General features: G+C 70.5%; 22 protein-coding genes, 1 tRNA gene and 1 riboswitch. Of the genes, 7 read left to right on the plus strand and 16 right to left on the minus strand.

What is annotated here, in order from left to right:
• Positions 1-145: 145 nt before the first annotated feature.
• Entirely contained in the window at positions 146-3961 is a 3816-nt protein-coding gene (locus tag AB0B61_RS03325; RefSeq protein WP_358427217.1) for a S8 family serine peptidase, read from the plus strand.
• Positions 3962-3976: 15 nt separating this feature from the next.
• Here the strand turns inward: AB0B61_RS03325 and AB0B61_RS03330 are convergent.
• Together AB0B61_RS03330 and bcp are read right to left on the minus strand one after the other, a co-directional pair.
• Positions 3977-4059, minus strand: a tRNA-Leu gene (locus tag AB0B61_RS03330).
• Between the two features lie 85 nt (positions 4060-4144).
• Complete coding sequence (gene bcp / locus AB0B61_RS03335; RefSeq protein ID WP_358427221.1) at positions 4145-4618, minus strand: thioredoxin-dependent thiol peroxidase; 474 nt, start codon at positions 4616-4618, stop codon at positions 4145-4147.
• Positions 4619-4761: 143 nt separating this feature from the next.
• On the opposite strand from bcp, the gene AB0B61_RS03340 reads away from it, so the two are divergent.
• Positions 4762-5094 carry a DUF3618 domain-containing protein gene (locus AB0B61_RS03340; RefSeq protein WP_358427224.1) on the plus strand — a complete coding sequence of 111 codons (333 nt, stop codon included), beginning with the start codon at positions 4762-4764 and terminating at the stop codon, positions 5092-5094.
• 126 nt (positions 5095-5220) lie between these two features.
• Here the strand turns inward: AB0B61_RS03340 and AB0B61_RS03345 are convergent, their stop codons facing one another.
• Positions 5221-6414 carry an amino acid deaminase/aldolase gene (locus tag AB0B61_RS03345; protein ID WP_358427227.1) on the minus strand — a complete coding sequence of 398 codons (1194 nt, stop codon included), beginning with the start codon at positions 6412-6414 and terminating at the stop codon, positions 5221-5223.
• A 134-nt stretch (positions 6415-6548) separates the two neighbouring features.
• Between AB0B61_RS03345 and AB0B61_RS03350 the strand changes: the two genes are divergently transcribed.
• Positions 6549-7148: a DUF6286 domain-containing protein gene (locus AB0B61_RS03350; protein ID WP_358427230.1), complete on the plus strand. Its 600-nt coding sequence runs from the start codon at positions 6549-6551 to the stop codon at positions 7146-7148.
• A gap of 34 nt (positions 7149-7182) precedes the next feature.
• Complete coding sequence (locus AB0B61_RS03355; RefSeq protein ID WP_358427233.1) at positions 7183-7683, plus strand: hypothetical protein; 501 nt, start codon at positions 7183-7185, stop codon at positions 7681-7683.
• 73 nt (positions 7684-7756) lie between these two features.
• Here the strand turns inward: AB0B61_RS03355 and AB0B61_RS03360 are convergent, their stop codons facing one another.
• The 9 genes from AB0B61_RS03360 to AB0B61_RS03400 all read right to left on the minus strand — a co-directional run bounded on the left by AB0B61_RS03360 (position 7757) and on the right by AB0B61_RS03400 (position 16699).
• On the minus strand, positions 7757-8293 hold the full coding sequence (locus tag AB0B61_RS03360) for a MerR family transcriptional regulator (protein WP_358427236.1): 537 nt from the start codon (positions 8291-8293) through the stop codon (positions 7757-7759).
• Positions 8294-8303: 10 nt separating this feature from the next.
• Positions 8304-9170 carry an SDR family NAD(P)-dependent oxidoreductase gene (locus AB0B61_RS03365; protein ID WP_358427239.1) on the minus strand — a complete coding sequence of 289 codons (867 nt, stop codon included), beginning with the start codon at positions 9168-9170 and terminating at the stop codon, positions 8304-8306.
• A 68-nt stretch (positions 9171-9238) separates the two neighbouring features.
• Positions 9239-10615: an L-serine ammonia-lyase gene (locus AB0B61_RS03370; protein WP_358427242.1), complete on the minus strand. Its 1377-nt coding sequence runs from the start codon at positions 10613-10615 to the stop codon at positions 9239-9241.
• 52 nt (positions 10616-10667) lie between these two features.
• The gene (gcvH, locus tag AB0B61_RS03375) at positions 10668-11057 is read right to left on the minus strand and encodes a glycine cleavage system protein GcvH (RefSeq protein ID WP_358427245.1); all 390 of its coding nucleotides are present in this window, start codon (positions 11055-11057) and stop codon (positions 10668-10670) included.
• Positions 11054-12139 carry a glycine cleavage system aminomethyltransferase GcvT gene (gcvT, locus tag AB0B61_RS03380; protein ID WP_358427248.1) on the minus strand — a complete coding sequence of 362 codons (1086 nt, stop codon included), beginning with the start codon at positions 12137-12139 and terminating at the stop codon, positions 11054-11056. Before gcvT ends, gcvH begins: the two co-directional genes overlap by 4 nt.
• 130 nt (positions 12140-12269) lie before the next feature.
• Positions 12270-12367, minus strand: a riboswitch (glycine riboswitch).
• A gap of 93 nt (positions 12368-12460) precedes the next feature.
• Positions 12461-13150, minus strand: a complete 690-nt coding sequence (locus AB0B61_RS03385) for a gamma-glutamyl-gamma-aminobutyrate hydrolase family protein (RefSeq protein ID WP_358427251.1) — start codon at positions 13148-13150, stop codon at positions 12461-12463.
• A 53-nt stretch (positions 13151-13203) separates the two neighbouring features.
• Complete coding sequence (locus AB0B61_RS03390; protein WP_358427254.1) at positions 13204-13968, minus strand: 3-oxoacyl-ACP reductase; 765 nt, start codon at positions 13966-13968, stop codon at positions 13204-13206.
• Between the two features lie 5 nt (positions 13969-13973).
• Positions 13974-15317 carry an aldehyde dehydrogenase family protein gene (locus tag AB0B61_RS03395; protein WP_358427257.1) on the minus strand — a complete coding sequence of 448 codons (1344 nt, stop codon included), beginning with the start codon at positions 15315-15317 and terminating at the stop codon, positions 13974-13976.
• Between the two features lie 5 nt (positions 15318-15322).
• Entirely contained in the window at positions 15323-16699 is a 1377-nt protein-coding gene (locus AB0B61_RS03400; protein ID WP_358427260.1) for a glutamine synthetase family protein, read from the minus strand.
• Positions 16700-16807: 108 nt separating this feature from the next.
• On the opposite strand from AB0B61_RS03400, the gene AB0B61_RS03405 reads away from it, so the two are divergent.
• Positions 16808-17512 (plus strand): FCD domain-containing protein, encoded by a 705-nt coding sequence (locus tag AB0B61_RS03405; RefSeq protein ID WP_357943110.1) that lies wholly within the window; start codon positions 16808-16810, stop codon positions 17510-17512.
• A gap of 64 nt (positions 17513-17576) precedes the next feature.
• Positions 17577-18332 carry a hypothetical protein gene (locus AB0B61_RS03410; RefSeq protein ID WP_358427263.1) on the plus strand — a complete coding sequence of 252 codons (756 nt, stop codon included), beginning with the start codon at positions 17577-17579 and terminating at the stop codon, positions 18330-18332.
• Here the strand turns inward: AB0B61_RS03410 and AB0B61_RS03415 are convergent.
• The gene (locus AB0B61_RS03415; RefSeq protein WP_358427266.1) at positions 18329-19531 is read right to left on the minus strand and encodes an FAD-dependent monooxygenase; all 1203 of its coding nucleotides are present in this window, start codon (positions 19529-19531) and stop codon (positions 18329-18331) included. The two genes, AB0B61_RS03410 and AB0B61_RS03415, sit on opposite strands and share 4 nt — an antisense overlap.
• 120 nt (positions 19532-19651) lie before the next feature.
• Here AB0B61_RS03415 and AB0B61_RS03420 point away from each other — a divergent pair, with 120 nt between their 5' ends.
• Positions 19652-20392 carry a TetR/AcrR family transcriptional regulator gene (locus AB0B61_RS03420; protein WP_358427269.1) on the plus strand — a complete coding sequence of 247 codons (741 nt, stop codon included), beginning with the start codon at positions 19652-19654 and terminating at the stop codon, positions 20390-20392.
• On the opposite strand, the gene AB0B61_RS03425 is transcribed toward AB0B61_RS03420, so the two are convergent.
• The 3 genes from AB0B61_RS03425 to AB0B61_RS03435 form a co-directional block, all read right to left on the minus strand.
• Positions 20389-20538 (minus strand): hypothetical protein, encoded by a 150-nt coding sequence (locus tag AB0B61_RS03425; RefSeq protein WP_358427272.1) that lies wholly within the window; start codon positions 20536-20538, stop codon positions 20389-20391. The two genes, AB0B61_RS03420 and AB0B61_RS03425, sit on opposite strands and share 4 nt — an antisense overlap.
• 169 nt (positions 20539-20707) lie before the next feature.
• Positions 20708-21604 carry a hypothetical protein gene (locus AB0B61_RS03430; protein WP_358427275.1) on the minus strand — a complete coding sequence of 299 codons (897 nt, stop codon included), beginning with the start codon at positions 21602-21604 and terminating at the stop codon, positions 20708-20710.
• A 263-nt stretch (positions 21605-21867) separates the two neighbouring features.
• Complete coding sequence (locus tag AB0B61_RS03435; RefSeq protein ID WP_358427278.1) at positions 21868-22860, minus strand: thiopeptide-type bacteriocin biosynthesis protein; 993 nt, start codon at positions 22858-22860, stop codon at positions 21868-21870.
• Positions 22861-22902 lie beyond the last annotated feature (42 nt).

Raw genomic sequence — 22902 nt, forward strand, 5'->3', positions numbered from 1 at the left:
CACCCTCCTGTCGTCCCCAAACGCGAGCGTAGCCCAGGCGGGTTTACGACAAGTCGGGATCTCGCCAGACGACACCTATGGACCGGAACGCCCCCAGATCACTAGGAATTGGGTCGGTACATTTCTCGCCTTCTGGAGGTGGCCGATGAGGCCCAGGCGTTGGACAGCGGTGGCCGCCTCCCTGGCGGTGGCCGCGGTCACCACGATCACCGGCACGGGCGCGCGGGCGGACGACGCTCCAGCCCTGGCGCGGGCCGACCGCGCTCCGGCCAACGGTGCTCCGGCCCTGGCGCCGGATCCCGCCAAGAACGGCTACGACATCACGCTGATCACCGGCGACCAGGTGCACGTCGCCGTCGCCGCCGACGGCCGTCAGAAGGCGAGCGTCACGGCCGCCCCGCGCGGGGACGGGCCGCCTGCCGGTTTCCGGATCACCGAGGACGGCGGGCAGCTGACCGTGCTGCCCAGCGACGTGGCGCGGTTGGTCCCCGGCCGCCTCGACCCCGAGCTCTTCAACGTGACGGCCCTCGCCGCGCAGGGCTATACCGACGCGCGGTCGGACGCCATCTCGCTCATCGTCACGTACGGGAAACAGAGCGCGATGCCTGCCGTCCCCGCGCTGAAGGCGGTGCGCACGCTGGAGAGCATCGGCGGTTCGGGGGTCCGGCTGGCCAAGAGCGCGGCGCGGGGCTTCGGCGGTGACCTGTCCGCGCTGGCCGCGGGCCGTACGACGAGCCCGCTCGACGGCGTCACCAAGATCTGGCTCGACCGCAAGGTGGAGCCGGCGCTGGACCACAGCGTGCCGCAGATCGGCGCGCCGGCCGCGTGGTCGGCGGGCTACGACGGCGCGGGCACGACGGTGGCGGTCCTGGACACCGGCGTCGACAGCGGGCATCCGGACCTGGCGGGGAAGGTCGCCGACGAGCGTGACTTCACCGACAGCGGCAGCGCCACCGACGAGTTCGGGCACGGCACGCACGTCGCCGACATCATCGCGGGCAGCGGCGCGGCCTCCGGCGGCTCGCGCAAGGGTGTCGCGCCCGGCGTCAAGCTGCTCAACGGAAGGGTCCTGGACGCCAACGGCGAGGGGCTCAGCTCCTGGATCATCGACGGGATGGAATGGGCGGCGGCGGAGAAGCACGCCGACATCGTGAACATGAGTCTGGGCGACCCCAGCCCCGGCGGGCCGCTCACCGACGCCCTGGGCGAGCTGTACGCGGGCTACGGAACGCTGTTCGTGGTGGCCGCGGGCAACAGGGGCTGCGAAGCCTGCGTCGGGAGCCCGGGAGACGCCCCCGCCGCGCTGACCGTCGGCGCGGTCGACGGCCAGGACCGGCCGGCCGACTTCTCCAGCTTCGGACCCATCGGCCTGGAGCGCGCGGTCAAGCCCGACATCACCGCTCCGGGCGTCGGCATCGTCGCGGCGCGGGCGAAGGGCACCTCGCTCGGCGAGCCGGTGGACGACCACTACACCCGCCTGTCCGGCACCTCCATGGCCACCCCGCACGTCGCCGGGGCCGCCGCGCTCCTGCGGCAGTCACGCCCCGGCATCTCGGCCGGGGAGCTGAAGTCCCTGCTCATGGGTACGGCCAAGCCCATGCCCGACACCCCGGTGGACAAGCGGGGCACCGGCCGGGTGGACGTGGCCACGGCGCTCGGGGAGCCGGTGCTGGCCGCCGAGGGCGCGGTCGACTTCGGCCTGTCCGAAGTGTCCTCCGGGCGGCCGGTGGCCCGCGAGGTCACCTACCGCAATCCCGGCAAGACCCCGGTCACCCTCGGCCTGGCCACCGGCGGCCCGTTCAGTGTCTCGCCCGCCGAGCTGTCCGTGCCCGGTGGCGCGCAGGCTACGGCCCGGCTCACCCTCGATCCGGCCAAGGCGCAGGTGGGGCGGCAGCGCGCGGAGCTCGTCGCGACGCCGCGCGAAGGGCCGCCGCTCCGCACCTCGCTGACCGGCAACGTCGAGGTCAGGCGGGTACAGCTGCGGGTGAGCGGGATCGCCAGGGACGGCCGCCCCGCGCAGGCGTACGCCGCCGCGCTGAACGTGGACGACGGGACCCGCGACGGCCGCGAGATGCCCGGGGACCCGGTGCGCCGGTGTGAGAGCGACCCAGGTGAGTCGTGCGTACTGGTGCCGCCCGGCACCTACTCCGTGCTCGGCGTCATCAACACCCTGCGCCCGTCGGTCGACAGCATGGCCTACGCCGACCGAGGCACCGTGCTCAACCTGAGCTTCACGGGGGAGCCCGAGCTGAAGGTCGCCGGTGACACCAAGGTCGTGCTGGACGCCCGCAAGGCGGTCGAGATGCGGGTCGACACGCCCGACCACGTGACCAAGCGGAACAGGGGCACCGCGACCAAACTCATCTGGACCCGCGCGCCCGCCAAGGGCACGCCGCTCACCGAGACGGTTTTGCAGGACGAGAGCGCCGACGAGACGTACTACCTGCAGCCCACGAAGCGCGTCACCAAGGGCCGGTTCGCCGTCGCCACCCGCTGGCACCTGGAGGCCCCCGCCATCACCCTGCGGACCGCCGGGCTGGAGCTGAACCCCGACTACGTCGACCCGGTCTGGTTCAGCGACGTGTCGGCCGACTTCCCCCGCCTCGACGGCTCCGCGCTGCTGCTGGCCGTGGACGCCGGGACCGGTACGCCCGCGGACCTCAAGGGTCGCGACCTGCGCGGCCGGCTCGCGCTGATCCGCCGCACCGCCGACCTGACGGTCGCCGCCCAGTCCAACGCCGCTGCGGCGGCCGGGGCCCGGATGGTCGCGGTGTATGGAGACCTGCCGGTGTCCGAGAGCGGGGTGAAGCTGAAGGTCCCGACCGTCGCGCTCACCGGCAAGGAGGGTGCCCGGCTGGTCGAGCGGCTGCGCAGGCTGCCGGTGCCCGTCCTGGCCAAGGGCATCGTGGCCAGTCCGTACGTGTACGACCTGTACCTCAGCGAGGAGGGCAGGATCAGGGACCGGCCCGACCACACCCTGCGGGCGAAGTCCCTGGCCCGGGTGGACTCGGACTTCTTCAGCCAGCTCGCCGACGACGTGACGCTCTCCGAGAACCGCTTCGGCTGGCAGCCATGGGAGACCACCTCCTGGGACACCGGCCGGCCCGTCCCCCGTACGCCGCGCGACCGGGTCGACTACCTCACCGCCGGCTCCGAGGTGCGCTGGAGCAGCAGCATGGAGACGCCGGAGCGGCCGTACAACTACACGTGGGAGCACGACCAGGCCCGCATCGGCGTCACGGGCCCCGACGACGCGCCCTTCCGGGCCGGGGAGCGGATCGGCCGCACCTGGTTCAAGCAGCCGCTGCTGCCCGGCCCCGGCAAGGTCCGGCCGCTGCGCAGGGTGGGCGACCTGCTCCAGGTCGACCTGTGGGGACTCATCGACGCGGGACGGAACACCGGCGTCGCCCAGACCGACACCTTCGAGACCGGCATGAAGACCGGCTGGCGGTTGTACCAGGGGGACACGCTGCTGGCGCAGACCGAGCGGCGCCCCCAGGGGACGCTGCTCCTGGGGGCCGCCGCCGCCACGTATCGGATGGAGTACGACGTCGAGAACCGTGCCACCTGGGCCCGGCTGTCGACCAGGACGAAGACGGCGTGGACGTTCCCGTCGCAGCACGACGCCGGTTCGGGCACGACGGTCCCGCTGCTGCTCGCCGACTATGACGTGGCGACGGACCTGAAGAACCAGGCCACCTCGCCGCGGCTCGGCCTGACCCTGCGCCACCAGGACGGCTCGGCGACCGCCCCGATCAAGGACATGTCGCTGGAGGTGTCGTACGACGACGGCGCCTCATGGCGCGCGGTCCGGCGGCTCACCTCGAAGGGGAACGGCGCCTACGAGGCCACGCTGGACCGGCCGCGGTCCGCCGCGGTCGTCTCGTTGCGTCTCAAGGCCGCCGACACGCGCGGGGCGAGCCTGTCACAGGAGGTGATCAGGGCGTACGCGCTGAGGTAGCCGAAGTAGTGGAGGTGCGGGCGGGGGGACTCGAACCCCCACAGTGTCGCCACCAACAGGACCTAAACCTGCCGCGTATGCCATTTCGCCACGCCCGCGCAGCCCCTGCCAGAGCGGGCCTGAGCCGAGTTTAGCGTCCCGGCAGTGCGCTGGGGGCCCGTCGCGCGACGGGCCCCTTTCCCGTCAAGCCAGCCCGAGCTTCTTCTTCAGGCTCGCCACGTGACCGGTCGCCTTCACGTTGTAGAGGGCCTGCTCGATCTTGCCGTCGGCGTCGATGACGAAGGTCGAGCGGATCACGCCGACGACCTCCTTGCCGTACAGCTTCTTGGTGCCGTAAGCCCCGTACGCCTTGTGCACCTCGAGCTCGGGGTCCGACAGGAGCGGGAAGGTGAGCGAGTCATGCTCGGCGAACTTGACCAGCTTGGCCGTCTTGTCCTTCGACACGCCGAGCACCACGAAACCCTCGGCGGTCAGCTGGCTGAGGTTGTCGCGGAAGTCGCACGCCTGCTTGGTGCAGCCCGGCGTCATCGCGGCGGGGTAGAAATAGAGGATCACCCGCCGGCCGCGGTAGGTCTCGAGGGAGACGGTCTCGCCGTCGGCGGCGGGAAGGGTGAACTCGGGCGCGGCGTCGCCGGGCGCGAGCTTGGTTTCGGTCATGGGGCCCTCCAGAGTTCGTCGTGCAAAACCTACCGGCCTGCCCGGAGTGCCGTGCGGGTCGCCGACCTGACAGACTGATCAGCGAAGAGCGCTTCATTGATCACCGGGCGGAGCTCGCACGGAGCGCGGCCGAAAGGAGAGCCATGGCTGACACCGATCCCGACGAGCTGGAGCGGCGGATCGCGCGGACGCGCGCGGAGTTGGCGGACACGGTCGACGCCATCGCCGACCGGGTGAGCCCCAAGCGGGTCGCCGAGCGCACGGTGGCCGACGTGAAGACGCGGGCGACCCATCTGGTGACCTCGGTCGGCGACGCGCTCGGCGTGACGCAGCGCCCCGTCGAGTACGCCGACGACCCCGACCGGCTGTGGGCCGAGGAGCAGCCCAGCCTGGCGCCGGTGCTGATCGGCGTAGGCGTCGTGCTGGTGGTCGGCGCGGCCATCACCCTCTGGCGCCGCCGTCGCCGCCGCTTCTAACGCGTTCACCCCCCCGGGGGACGCCACCCACGACGCTCCCCCGGAGGGGTATCCCTCCAAAAGGACACCAGCCACAACGGGACCGTCACACGGATCGAGACGGTCGTGTGACGGACCTCCGCGGCGTCAGAGGAACGCCCGCCCCTCGCCCCGGTACGTCGGAGCGGTCTCCACGACAGTGTCGCCGTCGACGAGGTGCAGCTCGCTGAAGCGCTCGCACATCTCGCCCGCCTTGGCGTGCCTGAACCAGACCCGGTCACCCACCCGCAGGTCCTGGGCCGCCTGACCGAGCAGCGGCGTCTGCACCTCACCCGCGCCCTCGTCGCGCGTATAGCGCAGCCCCGCCGGCAGGTACGGCTGCGGCAGCAGGCTCGTCCCCGGTCGCCCGGAGGCCAGGTAGCCGCCGCCGAGCACCGTCACCGCGTCCGGCCCCGGCCGGCGCACGACCGGGAGCGCGAACAGCGCGGCCGGCCGGCCGGTGAAGGCGCGGTAGAAGTCGAAGAGCCGGGGATGGAAGAACCCGGAACCCGCCGCCACCTCGGTGATCGCCTTCTCCCGCACGGTCCGCTCGACGGACCCGGTGCCGCCGCCGTTGACGAACTCCAGGTCGCAGAGCTGCCGGACGGCGTTCACGAGGCGGCCGCGACGCAGGACCAGCTCGCGGGCCGACAGGCTCTGCATGATCCGGATCGCCCGGACATACGCGGCGTTGCCCGGCTGGTCATCGCCGACCCCCGCGATCTGCCCCTCGTACGCCATCAGACCCGCCAGGCGGAAGCCGGGCCGCTTGGCGATCTCGGCGGCCAGGTCGGCGGCCTGCTCGGGCTCGCGGATCGTGGAGCGCAGGGTCCCCGCCCGGAACCTGCCGCCCAGAGCGACGTATCCCGCGTCGAGGTCCATCGACAGCCGGATCTCCGCCCGCGAACGGACCGCCGCCACCGCGTCGTCGACGTAGTCGAGATGGTCGGCGGCGTCGATGGTCAGCGTGATCTCACTGGCCGCCCGCGCGTCCCCGGCCAGCGCCGCGAGCGCCTGCCTGTCGGCCGTCGGGTAGGCCACGAGCACGTCGGTGAATCCCCGCTCGACCAGCCAGAGCGCCTCGGGCAGCGTGAAGGCCATGATGCCGTGGAAACCGTCCATCGCCAGGATGCGTTCCATGACCGAGCGGCAGCGGATCGACTTGCTCGCCACCCGGATCGGCTTGCCGGCCGCCCGCCGTACGAGATCGGCCGCGTTGGCGCGCATGGCCGCGAGGTCGAGGATCGCCAACGGCGGTTCGAGCGCTCTGGTAGCACTGTCATAGCGGCGGAGATCGTTCATAAAGGCAGCTTAACGACATATCGGGCGGATGAATATGAGGGCAGTTCATCTTGTTGCCGGCCCCCGTAATGATCCTGCAAACCGGCGGCGAGGGCATGGTCCGGGCCATGCCCTCGCCGTGTACCTGTGTCGTTGTGACCACCCTCCAGCAGATACTGTCCGGCGCCGGGATCGTCGCGCAGGAGAGCCCGCTGCGCAGGTCGGGCCGGGTGCTCAGACCGGCGCGCACGCCCGCCGGGACCGTCGTGGCACTCACGCTGACCGCCGGGCTGTGGCTGGCCGCCGCCGAGGTGGTCTCCGCCCTGCTGGGCAGGCCGCTCGGCTGGCTGCCGGTGTCCGACCTCCTCGATCTCGCGGCCCGTCGCGCCTGGGGGCAGCTGACGCTGCCCGCCCTGGTGACCGTGGCCGTGGGGGTGATGATGTTGCTGCTGGCCGCCGTACCCGGCCGGTGCAGGCTCGTGCCGGTCGAGACGTCCGACCCGCTGATCGTCATCGGTATCACCCGGGCCGGCCTCCGCCGTACGCTGCGGGCCGTCGCCCAGGAGGTCGACGGCGTGCAACGAGCGCGGGTACGGCTGCGCAGGCGGACGATCGAGGTCGTGGTCATCACCGGCCCGGAGAGCTCCGGCTCCATGCTCAAGCAGGTCGGCACCGCGGTCGGTGACAGGCTGGCGGGCGTGGGCGCCCTGACCGCGGGCGAGGTCGTCGTGCGGCTGCGCCGGAGAGGGCTGTGATGCGGCACTACGCGGGCAACCGAAGGGGGCTGTGATGCGGCAGTACGCGGGAAACCGGATCGGCCTGGCCGTGGTCGGGGCGCTGCTGCTGCTCCTGGGCGGCTACGCCTGGCTGCGCGGCAAGGACAAGCTGCCGGGTCTGTCGCCACGCGCCAAGGTGCTGCCGGACCACACCGCCCAGGTCATCGCCGACCAGCCCTGGGCCTTGTGGGTGGTGGCGCTCGTCATGCTGGTGCTGGCGTTGGTGACGTTCCGCTGGCTGCTGCTCTGCCTGGGGTGGGGCCGCCGCGGTCTCCGCAGCGGTACGGGCACGGCCATGCTCTGCATCGGCCTGAAGGACGTGGAGGGTCTCACCCGGGTCAGCGCCCGCGTGGTCGGGGACGCCGCCCGCCTGCGCATCTCCCTCTGCTGCCCCTCCTCGGCCGACGTCGGCGCGGTGGTCCACAAACTGGACAAGGAGATCGTCAGCCGGATCCGCCGAGAGGTCCGCGACGACGAGGTCGGCACGGTGGTCCGGGTCCACGTCCGCCGCTGACGGTGCCGCGTGTGCGCGCTGTCGGCCTGAAGCCGCAGGCGAGCACCGGTGTCTCTCAGCCCGCTGGCGCCTCTCAGTCCGCCGGTAGTGCCCGTCGCGGCGGCTCCTGCGGCAGCGCGGTGCGGTCGGTGCCGAGACTCTGAACATCGGGCCCGGTCGAGCCCCCATATGTGGTGATCTTGTACTCGACCGCCGTGAGGGAGAGGGTCAGCTCACGGATCCGGCGGCGGATGGTGTCGCGGTGCTCGATCAGCAGGTCGAGCCGCTCGGGTGTGGTGTGCTGCCCGGCGTCGACGAGCGAGATGTAGTGCTGCAGGTCGCGCATCGGCATGCCGGACAGCCGCATCCGGGTGAGGAACACCAGCCGCCGCACCGCGTGGGCGTCGTAGACGCGATGACCGTAGCCGTCGCGGGCCACCTCGACCAGCCCGGCCCGCTCGTAGTAGCGCAGCGTGTGGGGCGAGATGTCGAGCATGTCGGCGAGCTCGGCGATCGTCATCGACTCGGGCACGTCGGCCAGGTCGGTGAGGCGGTGGATCGCCTCGACCGACAGCGGGCCGTCGTCCCCGAGCGTTTCGAGCGCCCTGGTCATCAGTTCGTCGGTGGCCATGACAACCAGCTTAAATCGGCCGTACCGAAGCCGGGACACCCTCGAAGTCGGCGCTGCGCGAGGTCTCGGCCCACCGCTCGACCTCGTCCAGGCCGCGCCGGTAGGCGCCCGAGATGCGCTCGACCGCCTCGCGCCCGAGCGGCAGCCGCAGCGGCACCTCGTCACTGTGCGCGAGGGACACGATGATCTCGGCCGCCCGTGCCGGGTCGCCTTCCTGGAGGCCGTCGGCCCCCGCCATGTCCGCGCGAACGTTGGCCAGCAGGTCACGGTAGGTCTCGGACTCCTCGACGAACTCCAGCACGTCGTTGGCATGGAAGTCGGTCCTGAACCGGCTGGGCTCGACGATCATCACCCGGATCCCGAGCGGCGCGACCTCCCCGGCCAGGGCTTCGGACCAGCCTTCGAGGGCGAACTTCGACGCGGAGTACGCCGACACGCCGGGGAAGGACATCCGCCCGCCCTGGCTGCTCATCTGCACGATCGTGCCGGTGCCCCGCGTGTGCATCGCGGGCAGCGCCGCGCGGACGAGCGCGGCGGGGCCGAACAGGTGCAGGTCCATCAGCTCACGCAGCTGCGCGTCGCCGATCTCCTCGACCGCGCCGACCATGCCCCGGCCCGCGTTGTTGACGAGCACGTCGAGCTGCCCGAAGTGATCGAGGGTGTCCCGTACGAGGCCCGCGGCGGCGGTGGTGTCCCGGACGTCGAACGTCGCGATCATGAGGTCGTCCGGGTACGCGGCCTTCAGGTCGGCCACGCTCTCGGGCCGGCGTACCGCCGCCACCACGTGGTCGCCCGCCGCGAGCGCCGCCTCGGCTAGCGCGCGCCCGAGGCCGCGGGACGCGCCGGTGATGATCCAGGTCTGTGTCTGTGTCGTCATGTCGGCGACGCTATGGCTTTGAGCGCGCTCGAACGCAAACCTCACTTTGAACGCGAGCGCGCTCCGGGTCAGCACTCGATGACGTTGACCGCGAGGCCGCCGCGGGAGGTCTCCTTGTACTTGTCCAGCATGTCCCGGCCCGTGTCCCGCATCGTCTTGATGGCCCGGTCCAGGGCGACGAAGTGCTGGCCGTCGCCGCGCAGGGCGATGCGGGCCGCGGCGATGGCCTTGATGGAGGCCACCGCGTTGCGCTCGATGCACGGGATCTGGACCAGGCCGCCGACCGGGTCGCAGGTCAGGCCCAGGTTGTGCTCGATGCCGATCTCCGCCGCGTTCTCCACCTGCTCGGGCGTGCCGCCCATGACCTCCGTGAGGCCCGCGGCGGCCATGGAGCAGGCCGAGCCGACCTCGCCCTGGCAGCCGACCTCGGCGCCCGAGATCGAGGCGTTCTCCTTGAACAGGACGCCGATCGCCGCCGCGGTGAGGAAGAAGCGGACGATGCCGTCGTCGTCGGCGTGCGGGATGAAGCGGGAGTAGTAGGTCAGGACGGCGGGGATGATGCCCGCCGCGCCGTTCGTGGGGGCGGTGACGATGCGGCCGCCCGCGGCGTTCTCCTCGTTGACCGCCAGCGCGAAAAGCGACACCCAGTCCATGGCGTGCAGCGGGTCGGTCTTCGGCGACTCGGTCTGCAGGCGGCGGTGGAGACGGTTGGCGCGGCGCTTGACCTTGAGGCCGCCCGGCAGCACGCCCTCCTTGGCGATGCCGCGCTCGACGCACTCGCACATGACCTGCCACAGATGCAGGATCCGCGCGCGGATCTCGGCGGCGGAGCGGCCGAACGCCTGCTCGTTCTCCAGCATCAGCGCGGAGATGGACAGGCCCGTGTTGGAGCAGTGCTTGAGCAGCTCGTCCCCGGTCGTGAAGGGGTAGGGCAGAACGGTGTCGTCGGGCTTGATGCGGTCGGCTCCCGTGGCCTGCTCGTCCACCACGAAGCCGCCGCCGACCGAGAAGTAGACCTTCTCACGCAGTTTCTCGCCCGAATCGGAGAAGGCGGTGAAGCGCATGCCGTTCGGGTGCTCGGGCAGGGAGATCTTGCGCTCGAAGACGAGGTCCTCGCCCACGACGAAGGGGATCTCCTGCGTGCCGTAGAGCTGGACCGTGCCGGACTCGCGCATCGCGGCCAGGCGCGCGTCGATGGAGTCCACGTCGACCAGTTCGGGCTTCTCGCCCGACAGCCCCAGCAGGACGGCCTTGTCGCTGCCGTGGCCCTTGCCGGTCAGGCCGAGCGAGCCGTACAGGATCGCCTCGACGCGGGCCGTACGAGCGAGCAGGTCGTCGTCGTGCAGACCACGGGCGAATTTGTGCGCGGCGGCCATGGGACCGCCGGTGTGCGAGCTCGACGGGCCGATACCGATCTTGAACAGGTCGAAGACGCTGATCGCCATTGATGGGCGCCCTTCAGAAGGGCCGGGGCCCGTCAGGACCCCGGCGGGTGGGTCAGGACTCGCCTGAGGTGAGCGCCGAATACTCCTCGGCGGTGAGCAGGTCCTCGGGGTCGCCTTCCACGCGCACGCGGAACATCCAGCCGTCGCCGTAGGAGTCGCTGTTGGCCAGCGACGGATCGTCCACGACGGCCTGGTTGACCTCGACGATCTCGCCGCCGACGGGGGTGTAGATCTCGCTCACGGACTTGGTCGACTCGACCTCACCGATGGAGTCGCCCGCCTCGACGGTCGAGCCGACCTCCGGAAGCTGCACGAAGACGACATCACCCAGCGCCTCGGCCGCGTAGGCCGTGATGCCGATGGTCACGGTGATGCCGTCGTCGAGCCCGGCCACCCACTCGTGCTCCTTGGTGTAGCTCAGGTCGTCTGGGATGTTGCTCACTTGTTCCTCCTGTAAAAGGGCAGCTCAATGAGGTCCATAGGTTCATGGCTGCCCCGGATGTCCACGGCCAGACCTGCGTCGGCTCCATTGTCGACGTAGGCCATGGCGATGGGCTTACCCAGGGTCTGGGAGGGGGCCCCGCTGGTGACCTCGCCGACGACGGCGCCGTCCTTGGTCACCGGGTATCCGTGGCGCGGCACCCGGCGACCCCGCGCGACCAGTCCGACGAGCCGGCGCCGCGGCGGCGTGTCCTTGACCGCCTCCAGCGCCGACCTGCCGACGAAGTCGCCCGGCTTGTCGAATTTCACCACTCTGCCCAGCCCCGCGTCGAACGGGGTCAGCTCGACGCCGAGCTCGTTGCCGTACAACGGCATACCCGCTTCGAGCCTGAGCGTGTCACGGCTGGACAGACCCGCCGCCCGCAGCTCGTACGGCCGGCCGGCCTCGGTCAGCGCGTGCCAGAGCGGCACGGCGTCCTGGTTGGCCACGAACAGCTCGAACCCGTCCTCACCCGTGTAGCCGGTGCGCGCGATGAGCGCCTGCCGGCCGTCGACCAGACCGGGCAGGCCCGCGTAGTACTTGAGCCCGGCGAGGTCGGCGTCGGTGAGCGTGGCGAGGATCTCCTGCGCGCGCGGCCCCTGCACGGCGATCAGCGCGTACTGCTCCGAGCGATCCTCGACCACCGCGTTGTACGACTTCGCGCGATTTTTCAGCTCTTCCCCGACTTTTTCATAGTTGGAGGCGTTAGCCACCACCATGAACTCCTCGTCCCCGAGCCGGTAGACGATCAGGTCGTCCAGCACCCCACCACGCTCGTTCACGATCATGGTGTAGCGGGCCCGGCCGGGCGCGAGCGCCGACAGGTGTCCCACCAGCGCGTAGTCGAGCGCCTCGCCCGCCTGAGGCCCGGTCACGAAGATCTCGCCCATGTGGGAGAGGTCGAACAGCCCGGCCGCCTGGCGGACGGCGTTGTGCTCGGCGGACTCGCTGCCGTAGCGGAGCGGCATCAGCCACCCGGCGAAATCGGTCAATGTCGCGCCGAGGCTCTCGTGGACCTCTCGGAGCGGTGTAGGACGTGACATATGCGCACCTCAGGGCAGGATCGGATGCCAGACATCCTCCCCCTCTGTCATGGGTGCCTGAGAGCTTCGCCCGCAATTTGCCGGACTTTCACCTTCGGCGAGGCCGCCAGGCCTGCTTTCCAGAGGACACCTCGTCCGTGCGGTCCTTTGCCTTGAGAGGTTCGCGGGGAGGGCTTGCTCCTTCAGGGGACCTGGCCGGATGCCAGGACGCTCTCCCGCACGGTTTCGTCGGTGATGTCCGCAAGCCTAGTGCTGTTATGGGGGAGTTGTCGCGTGCGGATCCGGCCGCTTGAGGACAGAAGGACTGTGCCGGGGTACGGCTCAGCAGGCGGCGACGAGCGCCTCGAACAGCGCGCAGTCCTTCGCCGCCTCCGGATGCCACTGCACGGCCATGGCGAACGGCCGGGAGTCCAGCTCCACCGCCTCGATCGTGCCGTCGTCGGCCACGGCGGACACGGTGAGGCCGGGCGCGAGCCGGTCGATGGCCTGGTGGTGGTAGTGCGGCACGGCCACCGGCTCGGCCCCGAGCGCCTTGCCGACGAGGGTCCCCGCGACGGGCCGGACGGGCAGGTGGCCGAACTCGCCGGGTGCGGGGGAGTGCCCGGTGTGTCCCACCACATCGGGCAGATGCTGGTGCAGGGTCCCGCCGAGCGCGATGTTGAGCACCTGCATGCCCCGGCATATCCCGAGATACGGCAGATCGGCCTCAAGAGCCGCCTCGATCACCGCGAACTCCGCCGTGTCACGAAATTTCCGGATGTAGCCGGTCTGGTCGTGCGGCTCCTGGCCGTACCGCTCGGGCGAGACGTCACCGCCACCGGCCAGGATCAACCCGTCCAACCGCCCTACCAGTCGCGCGGGCGACCCGGCGGGCGGCAGGATCACCGGCTGCCCGCCGGCCCGGACCACCTGCTCCACGTACATGTACGGCAGCAGGGCGACCGGCATGTCCCACACGGTGTAGCGGGCAGGCTCGACATAGGACGTGATCCCGATGACGGGTCGCTCCACGACTTCCCTTCCTAAAGTTCCCTTCCTAAAGTTCCCTTCCTAAAGTTCCCTTCCTACAGAGGCGTGACGTACGCGCTCGAGATGCCCCCGTCGACCAGGAACTCCGAGCCCGTGATGAAGGAGGCGTCGTCGCTGGCCAGGAAGGCCACCGCCGCCGCGATCTCCGACGCCTCGGCGAAGCGCCCCACCGGCACGTGCACCAGGCGCCGCGCGGCCCGCTCGGGGTCCTTCGCGAACAGTTCCTGGAGCAGCGGCGTGTTGACCGGCCCCGGGCACAGCGCGTTCACCCGGATCCTCTCGCGCGCGAACTGGACGCCGAGCTCGCGCGACATCGCGAGCACCCCGCCCTTCGAGGCCGTGTACGAGATCTGCGACGTCGCCGAGCCCATCACCGCCACGAACGACGCGGTGTTGATGATCGAGCCCTTGCCCTGCCGCCGCATGTACGGGATCGCGTGCTTGCAGCACAGGTAGACGCTCGTCAGGTTCACCTCCTGCACCCGCCGCCACGCCTCGATGCCGGTCTCCAGGATCGAGTCGTCCTCGGGCGGCGAGATGCCCGCGTTGTTGAAGGCGATGTCGACGGAGCCATAGGTGTCGAACGCCGTCTGGAACATCCGGACGACGTCGTCCTCGCTGGTCACGTCGACCTTGACGAAGAGCCCGCCCACCTCGGAGGCGGCCTTGGTGCCCGCCTCCTCGTCGACGTCGGCGCAGACCACCTTGGCGCCCTCTTCGGCGAACCGCCGCGCGGTGGCCAGGCCGATGCCGCCGCCCGCCCCGGTGATCACGGCGACGCGGTTGTGCAAACGCTGCATGTGTGTCACTCCGTTGAGATGAAGACGTTCTTGGTCTCGGTGAACGCCATGAGGGCGTCCGGGCCCAGCTCCCGGCCGAGGCCGGACTCCTTGAAGCCGCCGAACGGCGTCCAGTGGCGGACCGAGGAGTGCGAGTTCACCGACAGCGCGCCCGCCTCCACGGCCCGCGCGACGCGCAGCGCCCGGCCGACGTCGCGGGTCCAGATGGAGCCGCTCAGGCCGTACGGCGTGTCGTTGGCGATCCGCACCGCCTCCGCCTCGTCCGCGAACGGCACCACCGACACCACCGGCCCGAAGATCTCCTCGGTGAAGGCCCGATCGGTGAGCGCCGGCGTCAGGACCGTCGGCGGGAACCAGAACCCCTTGCCCTGCGGGCAGTCGCCCTGCCAGTACGACGGGCCGTCGATGAAGCCGCGCACCCGCTCCAGATGTTCGGCGCTGATCAGGGGGCCCATCTCGGTGCTCTCGTCGAGCGGGTCGCCGACCCTGACATTCTGTACGGCCGGCAGCAGCAGCTCCAGGAACGCGTCGTAGACCTCCGCCTGCACCAGGATCCTGGATCGGGCGCAGCAGTCCTGGCCGGAGTTATCGAAGACGGCATACGGCGCCGTTTTCGCCGCTTTTTCCAGATCCGAGTCCGCAAACACGATATTTGCGGATTTGCCGCCTAGTTCGAGGGTTATCCGTTTGACCTGGGTTGCCGCCTTGGCGGCGATCTCCTTGCCCACCTCGGTCGAGCCGGTGAACACGATCTTGGCCACCTGCGGATGCTCGACCAGGCGGGCCCCCGCGACCTCCCCTGCCCCAGGCAGCACCTGGAGCACCCCCTCGGGGAGGCCCGCGGCGAGGGCCAGCTCGGCCAGCCTCAGCGCGGTCAGCGGGGTCCATTCGGCGGGCTTGACGATCACCGTGTTGCCCGCGGCCAAAGCCGGGGCGACGCCCCAGCTCATGATGAGCATCGGGAAGTTCCAGGGCACGATCACGCCCACCACGCCCAGCGGCTCCTGGAAGGTGATGTCCACGCCGCCGGGCACCGGGATCTGCTTGCCGTGGTTGCGCTCGGGGGCGCCGGCGTAGAAGTGCAGCACGTCGCGTACCGCGCCCGCCTCCCAGCGGGCGTTGCCGATCGGGTGGCCGGAGTTCGTGAGCTCCAGCAGGGCCAGCTCCTCCCGGTGCTCGTCCACCAGGCCGGCGAAGCGGCGCAGCAGCCGCGCCCGGTCGCCGGGCGCCACGTCACGCCAGCTCTGATAGGCCCGCCTGGCACGCTCCACTGCCCGGTCGACCTCGGCCGCGTCGGCCAGTTCCACGTCGGCGAGGATTTCCTCCGTCGCCGGATTGACGATCTGCATCCTGCTCACATCCGCTCGAAACCCCGGAACAGCTCCCAGTCCGTGACAGCCGCGTCGAAGGCGGCCAGCTCGATCCGGGCGTTGTTCGCATAGTGCGCCACCACGTCGTCGCCGAACGTCTCACGCGCCAGCTTCGACCCCTCGAACAGCGCCAGCGCGTCCCGCAACGTGTGGGGCACGGTCTCGGCGCCGGAGTCGTAGGCATTGCCCCCGAACGCGTCCTCCAGCGGCAACTCCTCGTCGATGCCGCGCAGCCCGGCCGCGATCAGCGCCGACACCGCGAGGTAGGGGTTCACGTCGCCGCCCGGCACCCGGTTCTCGATGCGCAGCGACTCCCCGTGGCCCACGAGCCGGAGCGAGCAGGTGCGGTTGTCCACACCCCACTTGACGGCCGTGGGGGCGAAGCTGCCGGGGACGTAGCGCTTGTAGGAGTTGATGTTCGGGGCGTAGAAGAGGGTGAGCTCGCGCATGTGGGCCAGCTGCCCGGCGATGAAGCGGGCGCCGAGCTCGGACAGCCCGTGGGGGCCGTCGCCCGCCATGACCGGGTCGCCGTCCAGACTCCGCAACGAGATGTGGATGTGGCAGGAGTTGCCCTCGCGCTGGTTCGGCTTGGCCATGAAGGTGATCGACTTGCCCTCCTGAGCCGCGATCTCCTTGGCGCCGTTCTTGTAGATGGAATGGTTGTCGCAGGTCTTCAGCGCCTCGTCGTAGCGGAAGGCGATCTCGTGCTGGCCCAGGTTGCACTCGCCCTTGGCGGACTCGACGTACAGCCCAGCCCCCTCCATGTCCCGCCTTATCCGGCGAAGGAGGGGTTCGATGCGGGCCGTACCGAGGAGGGAGTAGTCGACGTTGTAGAGGTTCGCGGGGGACATGTCGCGGTACGCGCGCTTCCACGCGTCCTCGTAGCTGTCCTCGTACACCACGAACTCCAGCTCGGTGCCCACGAAGGCGGCCAGGCCGCGGTCGGCGAGCCGGGCGAGCTGCGCGCGCAGGATCTGCCGCGGCGAGGCGGTCACGTCGTCGCCGTTCTCCCAGGTCAGGTCCGCCATGAGCATGACGGTGCCCTCCTGCCACGGAACCCACCGCAACGTGGAAATATCGGGCTTCATCACGAAATCGCCGTAGCCGCGCTCCCACGACGACATCGCATAGCCGTCGACCGTGTTCATGTCCACGTCCACGGCGAGCAGGTAGTTGCAGCCCTCCGAGCCGTGCCCCAGCACCTCGTTCAGGAAGTAGCGCGCCGACAGGCGCTTGCCCTGCAACCTGCCCTGCATGTCGGCGAGCGCGAGCAGCACGGTGTCGACCCGCCCGGCGGCCACCTCGTCACGCAACTCGTCGACGGACAGTGGTCCGGGCTGTGGAAGACCTCGCTCGCTCACAGAAGTTCGCTCGCTTTCCCGCTAATTGGGCTACTCTTAGACCATTGATGTGCATATGGGGATCGCTTGTCAAGACCTGAGGACACGTTGGACGACTCGGCGCGGTTGATGACGGTGTTACGGCCGGTCAGGGCAGGAAACGCCTTTGAGGAGACGGTAGAACGGCTGCTCCAGGCGATCAAGCTCGGCGTGGTCGCGCCGGGCCGGAAACTGCCGCCGGAGCGCGAGCTGGCCGTCCAGCTCGGCATCAGCCGGGTGACGCTGCGGGAGGCGATCCGAGCGCTCCAGGACGCGGGTTACCTCGACGTACGGCGCGGCCGCTACGGCGGCGCGTTCGTCACCTACGCCCCGCCGCCGCCGGAGAGCGGCGACCTGCGCAGGGTCGTGGCCGACATGGGCACGGCGGACCTCACCGACGCGCTGACCTTCCGCATGGCGGTCGAATGCGGTGCGGCGGCGGTGCTGGCGGCGGCCACGCTGACCGACGACCAGCGCTCCCTCCTGCGTGGCCGGCTAGCGGCACTCAACAAGGCGGGCATCGGGGACTACCGGCGGCTGGACACGGCCTTCCACCTCTCGATCGCCGAGCTGACCGGCTCCGCCCTGCTCGCCACCGCCTGCGCCGACGCGCGCCTGCGGGTCAGCGACCTGCTCAACGCCATCCCGATGCTCCAGGTGAACCTCGACCACTCCGCCCGCCAGCACGAGGCGATCGTGGCGGCCATCCTGGCGGGCGACCCGGAAGGGGCCCGCCGAGCGGTGGCGGAACACCTGGAGGGCACGGCGGCGCTGCTGCGCGCGTTCCTGTCTTGAGTTCGTTTCCCGGTCCAAATGGTCAAGGGATGACGATTGGCCTCGTAGCATCGTTTTCAAGGTCATGGGGAACTGGTTCGAGCTGAGCATTGTCGACACGGGACGGCTGCCGCTGTTCTGTTTCTTCGTCGCGCTCATCGGGGCCTTCGTGGCCACCCGCGTCAACGTGCGGCTGATCAGGGCGAAGGTCGGCTGGTTCCGCAACGTCAACGTGGGCGAGATGCACATCCACCACGTGGTGTTCGGGGTCGTGCTCATGCTGGTCGGCGGGGTCAGCGGGCTGATCGTGTCCTCGGCGTCGCAGGTGGCCTACGCCGCGGCGGCGGCCGTCTTCGGGATCGGGTCGGCGCTGGTGCTGGACGAGTTCGCGCTGATCCTGCACCTGCACGACGTGTACTGGGAGGAAGAGGGCCGTACCTCGGTCGACGCGGTGTTCATCGCGGTCGCGATGACGGGGCTGCTGCTCACCGGGCTCCGGCCGCTGTCGTTCGACTACGGGACCCCGGTCAACCCGGGCGCGCTGCTCGTGGCGAACATGGCGCTCGCCGTGATCACCCTGTTGAAGGGCAAGATCTGGACCGGGATAGTGGGCCTGTTCGTGCCCGTGCTGCTGCTGGTGAGCGCGGTGCGGCTGGCCAGGCCCGGGTCTCCGTGGGCCCACCTGTTCTACCAGAAGCGGCGGCCGCGGAAGCTGGCCACGGCCGCGCACCGGGAGGAACGGTGGCGCCGGCCGGTGATCAGGGCCAAGATCGCGGTCCAGGAGTTCGTCTCGGGGCGCCACGACCTGCCCTCCACCCGGCGCGGACGCCGGCAGAACTAGCCCGCGCTGTAGACGGGTTCGTCCCAGCCGACGTGGTGTTCGTAGATCCACCGGCTCGGGTTGTCGCCGGTGCGGGCCATGCGTCTCATGGCGAGGCTCATGATCAGGTCGCGGGGCACCCGGGCGACGGGACCGAGCGTCTTCCAGCCGCCGGTGCGATTGCCCTGCGCGACGACGCGTTCCACCCGCTCGCGCCGTAGCCGTTCGTAGGCGGCGAACGCGGCGGCGATGTCCGGGCCGTCCCGCAGGCACTTGGCCAGCACGACGGTGTCCTCGATGGCCATGGCCGCGCCCTGCCCGATCGAGGGGGCGGTCGCGTGGGCCGCGTCGCCGATGATGACCATCCGGTCGTCATGCCACTTCGGCACGGTCGGCACGTCGTAGGTGCTCCAGCCCGCGAAGATCTCGCCGGTCGCCGCGATGATATCCGCAGCGGGCCCGCTGTCGTGCCGGAACAGGTCGATCAGCCGGGACCGCCACTGTTCGGGGGTGGTCGCGGCCAGTTCGGCGGGGGTGGGCTCGGTGGCCCGGGCCGGATTCGCCGCCCACCACACCTCGCCGCTCGGATGCGTCGTGTGGGCGAAGAAGCAGCGCTTGCCGAAGATCGCGTTCATCGTGCCCGTCTCGCCGCCGGTGGAGACGCCGCGGGCGTAGCCGCCCGTGTTGAGCAGCCCGCCGTAGCGCGCGTCCGGCGCGTGCGGGTCGATGATCTCGCGGGTACGTGACCGCAGGCCGTCCGCGCCGATGAGCAGGTCGCCGCGGACCGAGGTGCCGTCGGCGAACCTCGCCAGCACCCCGTCGCCGGCGCTCTCGGCGTCGACGAGCCGCTTGCCGTACTCGATGTGTACGCCGGACCGGACGGCCCGCTCGCGGAAGGCGCGGTAGAGGTCGGCCCGCTTGACGGTCCGGCTCACCATGCCGTCCAGCAGGGCGGTGCCGTACGGCAGCTCGCCGAGTCGCCTGCCGGAGCCGTTGGTGAACACGATGCGCGGCGTGTCGAAGCCGACGTCGCCGAGGTCGACGTCGAGGGCACGCAAGGCGTCGAGCGCGTTCACCGCGAGCGTCAGGAAGGCACCCGTGTGGTCCGCGGTCCGGTCGTACGCCTCATAGACGACCGGCGTGATCCCCACCTTGCGCAGGGCGACCGCGCATAACGAGCCCGCTATCCCACCGCCGATGATCAATGCTGTGTATGTCATACACTGAGTGTATGACATACACTTTGCGGGAGCGCAAGCGTGCGGCCCAGCTCGTCGGCGTCGGCGCCGGCGCCGGACGGACGTCGCGAAAGGCGAGGGCGATGCGCGAAGGTGAGGACCATGAACGACAAGCTGCCGCCGGGGCTCGACCTGCTCTGGGGAAGACTCGACGAGCCGGCGCCTGAACCCAGGCAGGGGCTCAGCCCGCCGCGCATCGCCCGCGCGGCGGTCGAGCTGGCCGACGCCGGCGGCCTCGACGCCGTGTCGATGGCCAGGGTCGCCGAGGGGCTGGGCTTCACCACGATGTCGCTCTACCGGCACGTCAAGAGCAAGAATGAGCTGCTGCTGCTGATGCTGGACACGGTCGCGGCCGTGCCCGCCGAGCTCGACGAGCCCTGCGGCGACTGGCGGTCCGGCCTGGAGCGCTGGTGCGCGGCGCAGTGGGTGATGCTGCGCGCCCATACCTGGATCGTGCACGTGCCCATCACCGGGCCACCGATCACCCCCAACCAGCTGGCGTGGACCGATCGCGCCCTGGCCGCGTTGCGCGATACCGGGCTGAGCGAAGGCGAGAAGGTCGGCGTGGTCCTGCTGGTCGCCAGCTACATGCTCACCACCGCGCGGATGGGCGCCGAGATCGGGCCGGCCGCCTCGGGGGAGTCGATTGCCGCATACAGCACGCTACTCGGCGATCTCATCGACGCGCGGCGTTTTCCCGCCCTGCGTGCGGCGGTCGACGCGGGTGCCTACGACTATCCACCGGACACCGCCGAGGAGAAGCGGGGCTTCGACTACTCCTTCGGCCTCGCCCGGATCCTGGACGGCGTGGAGACCCTGATCCAGGGACGAGCGCGAGGCTAGAGAGCGATCGCCGAGCGGAGGGCCAGGCCCGCGCTCGGCAGCAGCCCCACCACCAGCACCCCGACCGTGTGCGTGGCCGTCACCGTGGCCCCCACGACCAGGGCGTCACGTGGTCGGCCGCGCCGCCCGGCCAGGTACGCGGCCATGATGGTCTTGCCGTGGCCGGGGATCAGCGCGTGCCCGGCCCTGAGCAGCGCGGACGCCTAGTGCGACGACGGTGCTGAAGCCTGTCGGAGCGTCCCGCCGGGTGCCATCCCTCAGAGGGTGTCTTCGATTCCCGTAAGGGGGAATTGGGACACTTGACACCCGGGGCCCTCAGGGTGCGAGATGCTCCCTGAGACCCGGCGGCCATGCCTCGAGTTCCCGGTCCACCAGCAGCTCAGCGTGCTCAGGCGGCCCTTCGACCCGGAACAGCACGATCCGCCCCTCCGGCTCCGGCGCGGCCACAACGCGGTGCGCGATCTTCGTCGGGTCGAACGGGAAGTCCCAGTGCGCCAGGCGACCGTACACCCGGCCGTCGGCCACCAGCTCGGACTGCCGCACCCACCGGCTCCGCGAGCTGCGCACCGCCGCGCGAAGCAGGAAGCTCCCCGGGTGCGGCCACCCCGCATCGGACTCGTCCGCGATCACGGCCGATCCGGACCGCAGTCGCAGCGGCTGTGCGGTGGCCTCGGTCAGCGCCGCCAGCAAAGATTCGTCCGCGACCGTGAGCCGATCGAGCAGCAGGGCCGCGTCCACGGCGTCGACGTCGCCGTACACGTCATAGAACGAACCCGCGATGCCCCTTGCGAGCGCGGGATGCAGCGCCGGGACCTCGGCCGCCTCCTGGAACACCTGATGCTTGGCGTCCCAGGGCACCGGACCGGCGCCGCTGATCAGGCGATCCCAGTGGGACCGCGGCAACTGAAGGGCCAGCGCCGTGAAGACCTGCGACGCCTCAGGCGATTCGAAGTAGTCGACCCACAGCCCGTACTCGGCCGAATCGGCCACCGGGCCCGGACCGTACATCAGCATCGCGGCGAATTGGCGCACGATCCAGTCCTGCAGCGCGTGGTCACCTTGCGACCAGCACATTCGCAGGTACATCAAAATCCCATAGGAAGGGAACCTCTGATGCAACAGGACCCAGTCGGCGGCGACCTCGGCATCGGTCCCGAAGAGGTTCAGCCCGTGCGGGTCGAACTCGCTAGGGGCGTCCGTGGTCGCCAGCACGGCATTCACATCAGCGTCGACCCCTCGCCGATCCAGCCCAATGCTCGCGAGTTCCCGATCCCACTCGGGGGACCCGATCCGCGGCGGGGGCGATGTCGGCTCTGACACCCACCAACCCTAAGGAACCGGTGGACGCGGGAGCAAAGCGGAGGGGCAAGGAGGCGCCGACGCGGTTTGGGCCGCCTTCGAAAACGGGCCCTTCATCAAGCTCTGTGCTCCGGCGGGAGGGGTGGTAGCTACGTTCAGCCCCTCGAAAAGTGTGATCACTTCCCTGAAGGGAGGAGGGCTTCACGTGCGGCACGACTGAGGATGCCTTGCGTGGTGGCGGGCAAGCCGAGACGATTCCAATGGAAGATCACCAGGTGGGTGAGGACGTGGCGGACGCCCCGGTCCAGATGGCCGGCGGACGCGGCTTCACAGAGGGACCGCCCCGCATTGCGGAAGACGGCTGCCCAGGGCGAGGCGAAGGCGCCCGGCCCATCCGGGGCGATCGAGCCGGTGGGGGAGGCGACGAGGGGGCGGATCCGCTCGGCCAGGTCCTTCAAGCTGGTGGAGGGAGCGTCGGCGGGAAGGGGGCGAAGTTCCGCGATGCGGTTCCACGCGTCTCCGCGCTCGAACCGATCCAGTCCGGTCGCGCTCAACAGGGTGGCGCTCAGCAGCATCGACACCTCTTTGCGGCCGACGTCCGGCGGGCGCTGCCGCAGGTAGGCGAGGATGTGGCTGCTGTCGGCGCTGAACAGGGCGTGGGCGATCTCGGTTCCGACCGGGCCGCCGAACGAGGCGGTCTCCGGCTCGTAGATGGTCGGCCACCAGCGGGTGAGCACCCCGGACACGGTCAGGTCGTTCAGCGCGGCGTTGACGGCGGCCTTCACTTCGGGGACGAGGCCGCCGAGCGGGCGTAGCCGGAGCCGCCAGCATGGATGCTTGCGGATGAACCACCACTCGCTGATCAGCTTGCGCTCGCACAGGCGATCCAGGCGCGGGCTGAGGTGGGTCACGGCGGCCTGCTCGGCGCTCTCCCACTCGGCGAACTGGACGCGGATGCTGTACCAGCCGTGATCAGCCGTGCGGGCTTCCAACGCCTGGTATCCGGCGGCCTGGTAGGCATCGACTGCGTCGGCGAGAGTCTCGGTGCGGGCGCTGATAGCGGCTGCGGCCACCTCGGCAGGGGCGCCGGACAGCACCGCGAGCACGGCATCGGCCACCTTGCTCGGTGGTACGGGTGGGCGTGTGGGGGGCGGGTGTTGAGCAGACATGTGTTCTCCAGGGTGCGGAGGCGTCGTGTGGGCGGAGGTGTG

Origin of the sequence: Nonomuraea sp. NPDC049158 (genome assembly GCF_040648335.1) — a bacterium.
Lineage (GTDB): Bacteria > Actinomycetota > Actinomycetes > Streptosporangiales > Streptosporangiaceae > Nonomuraea.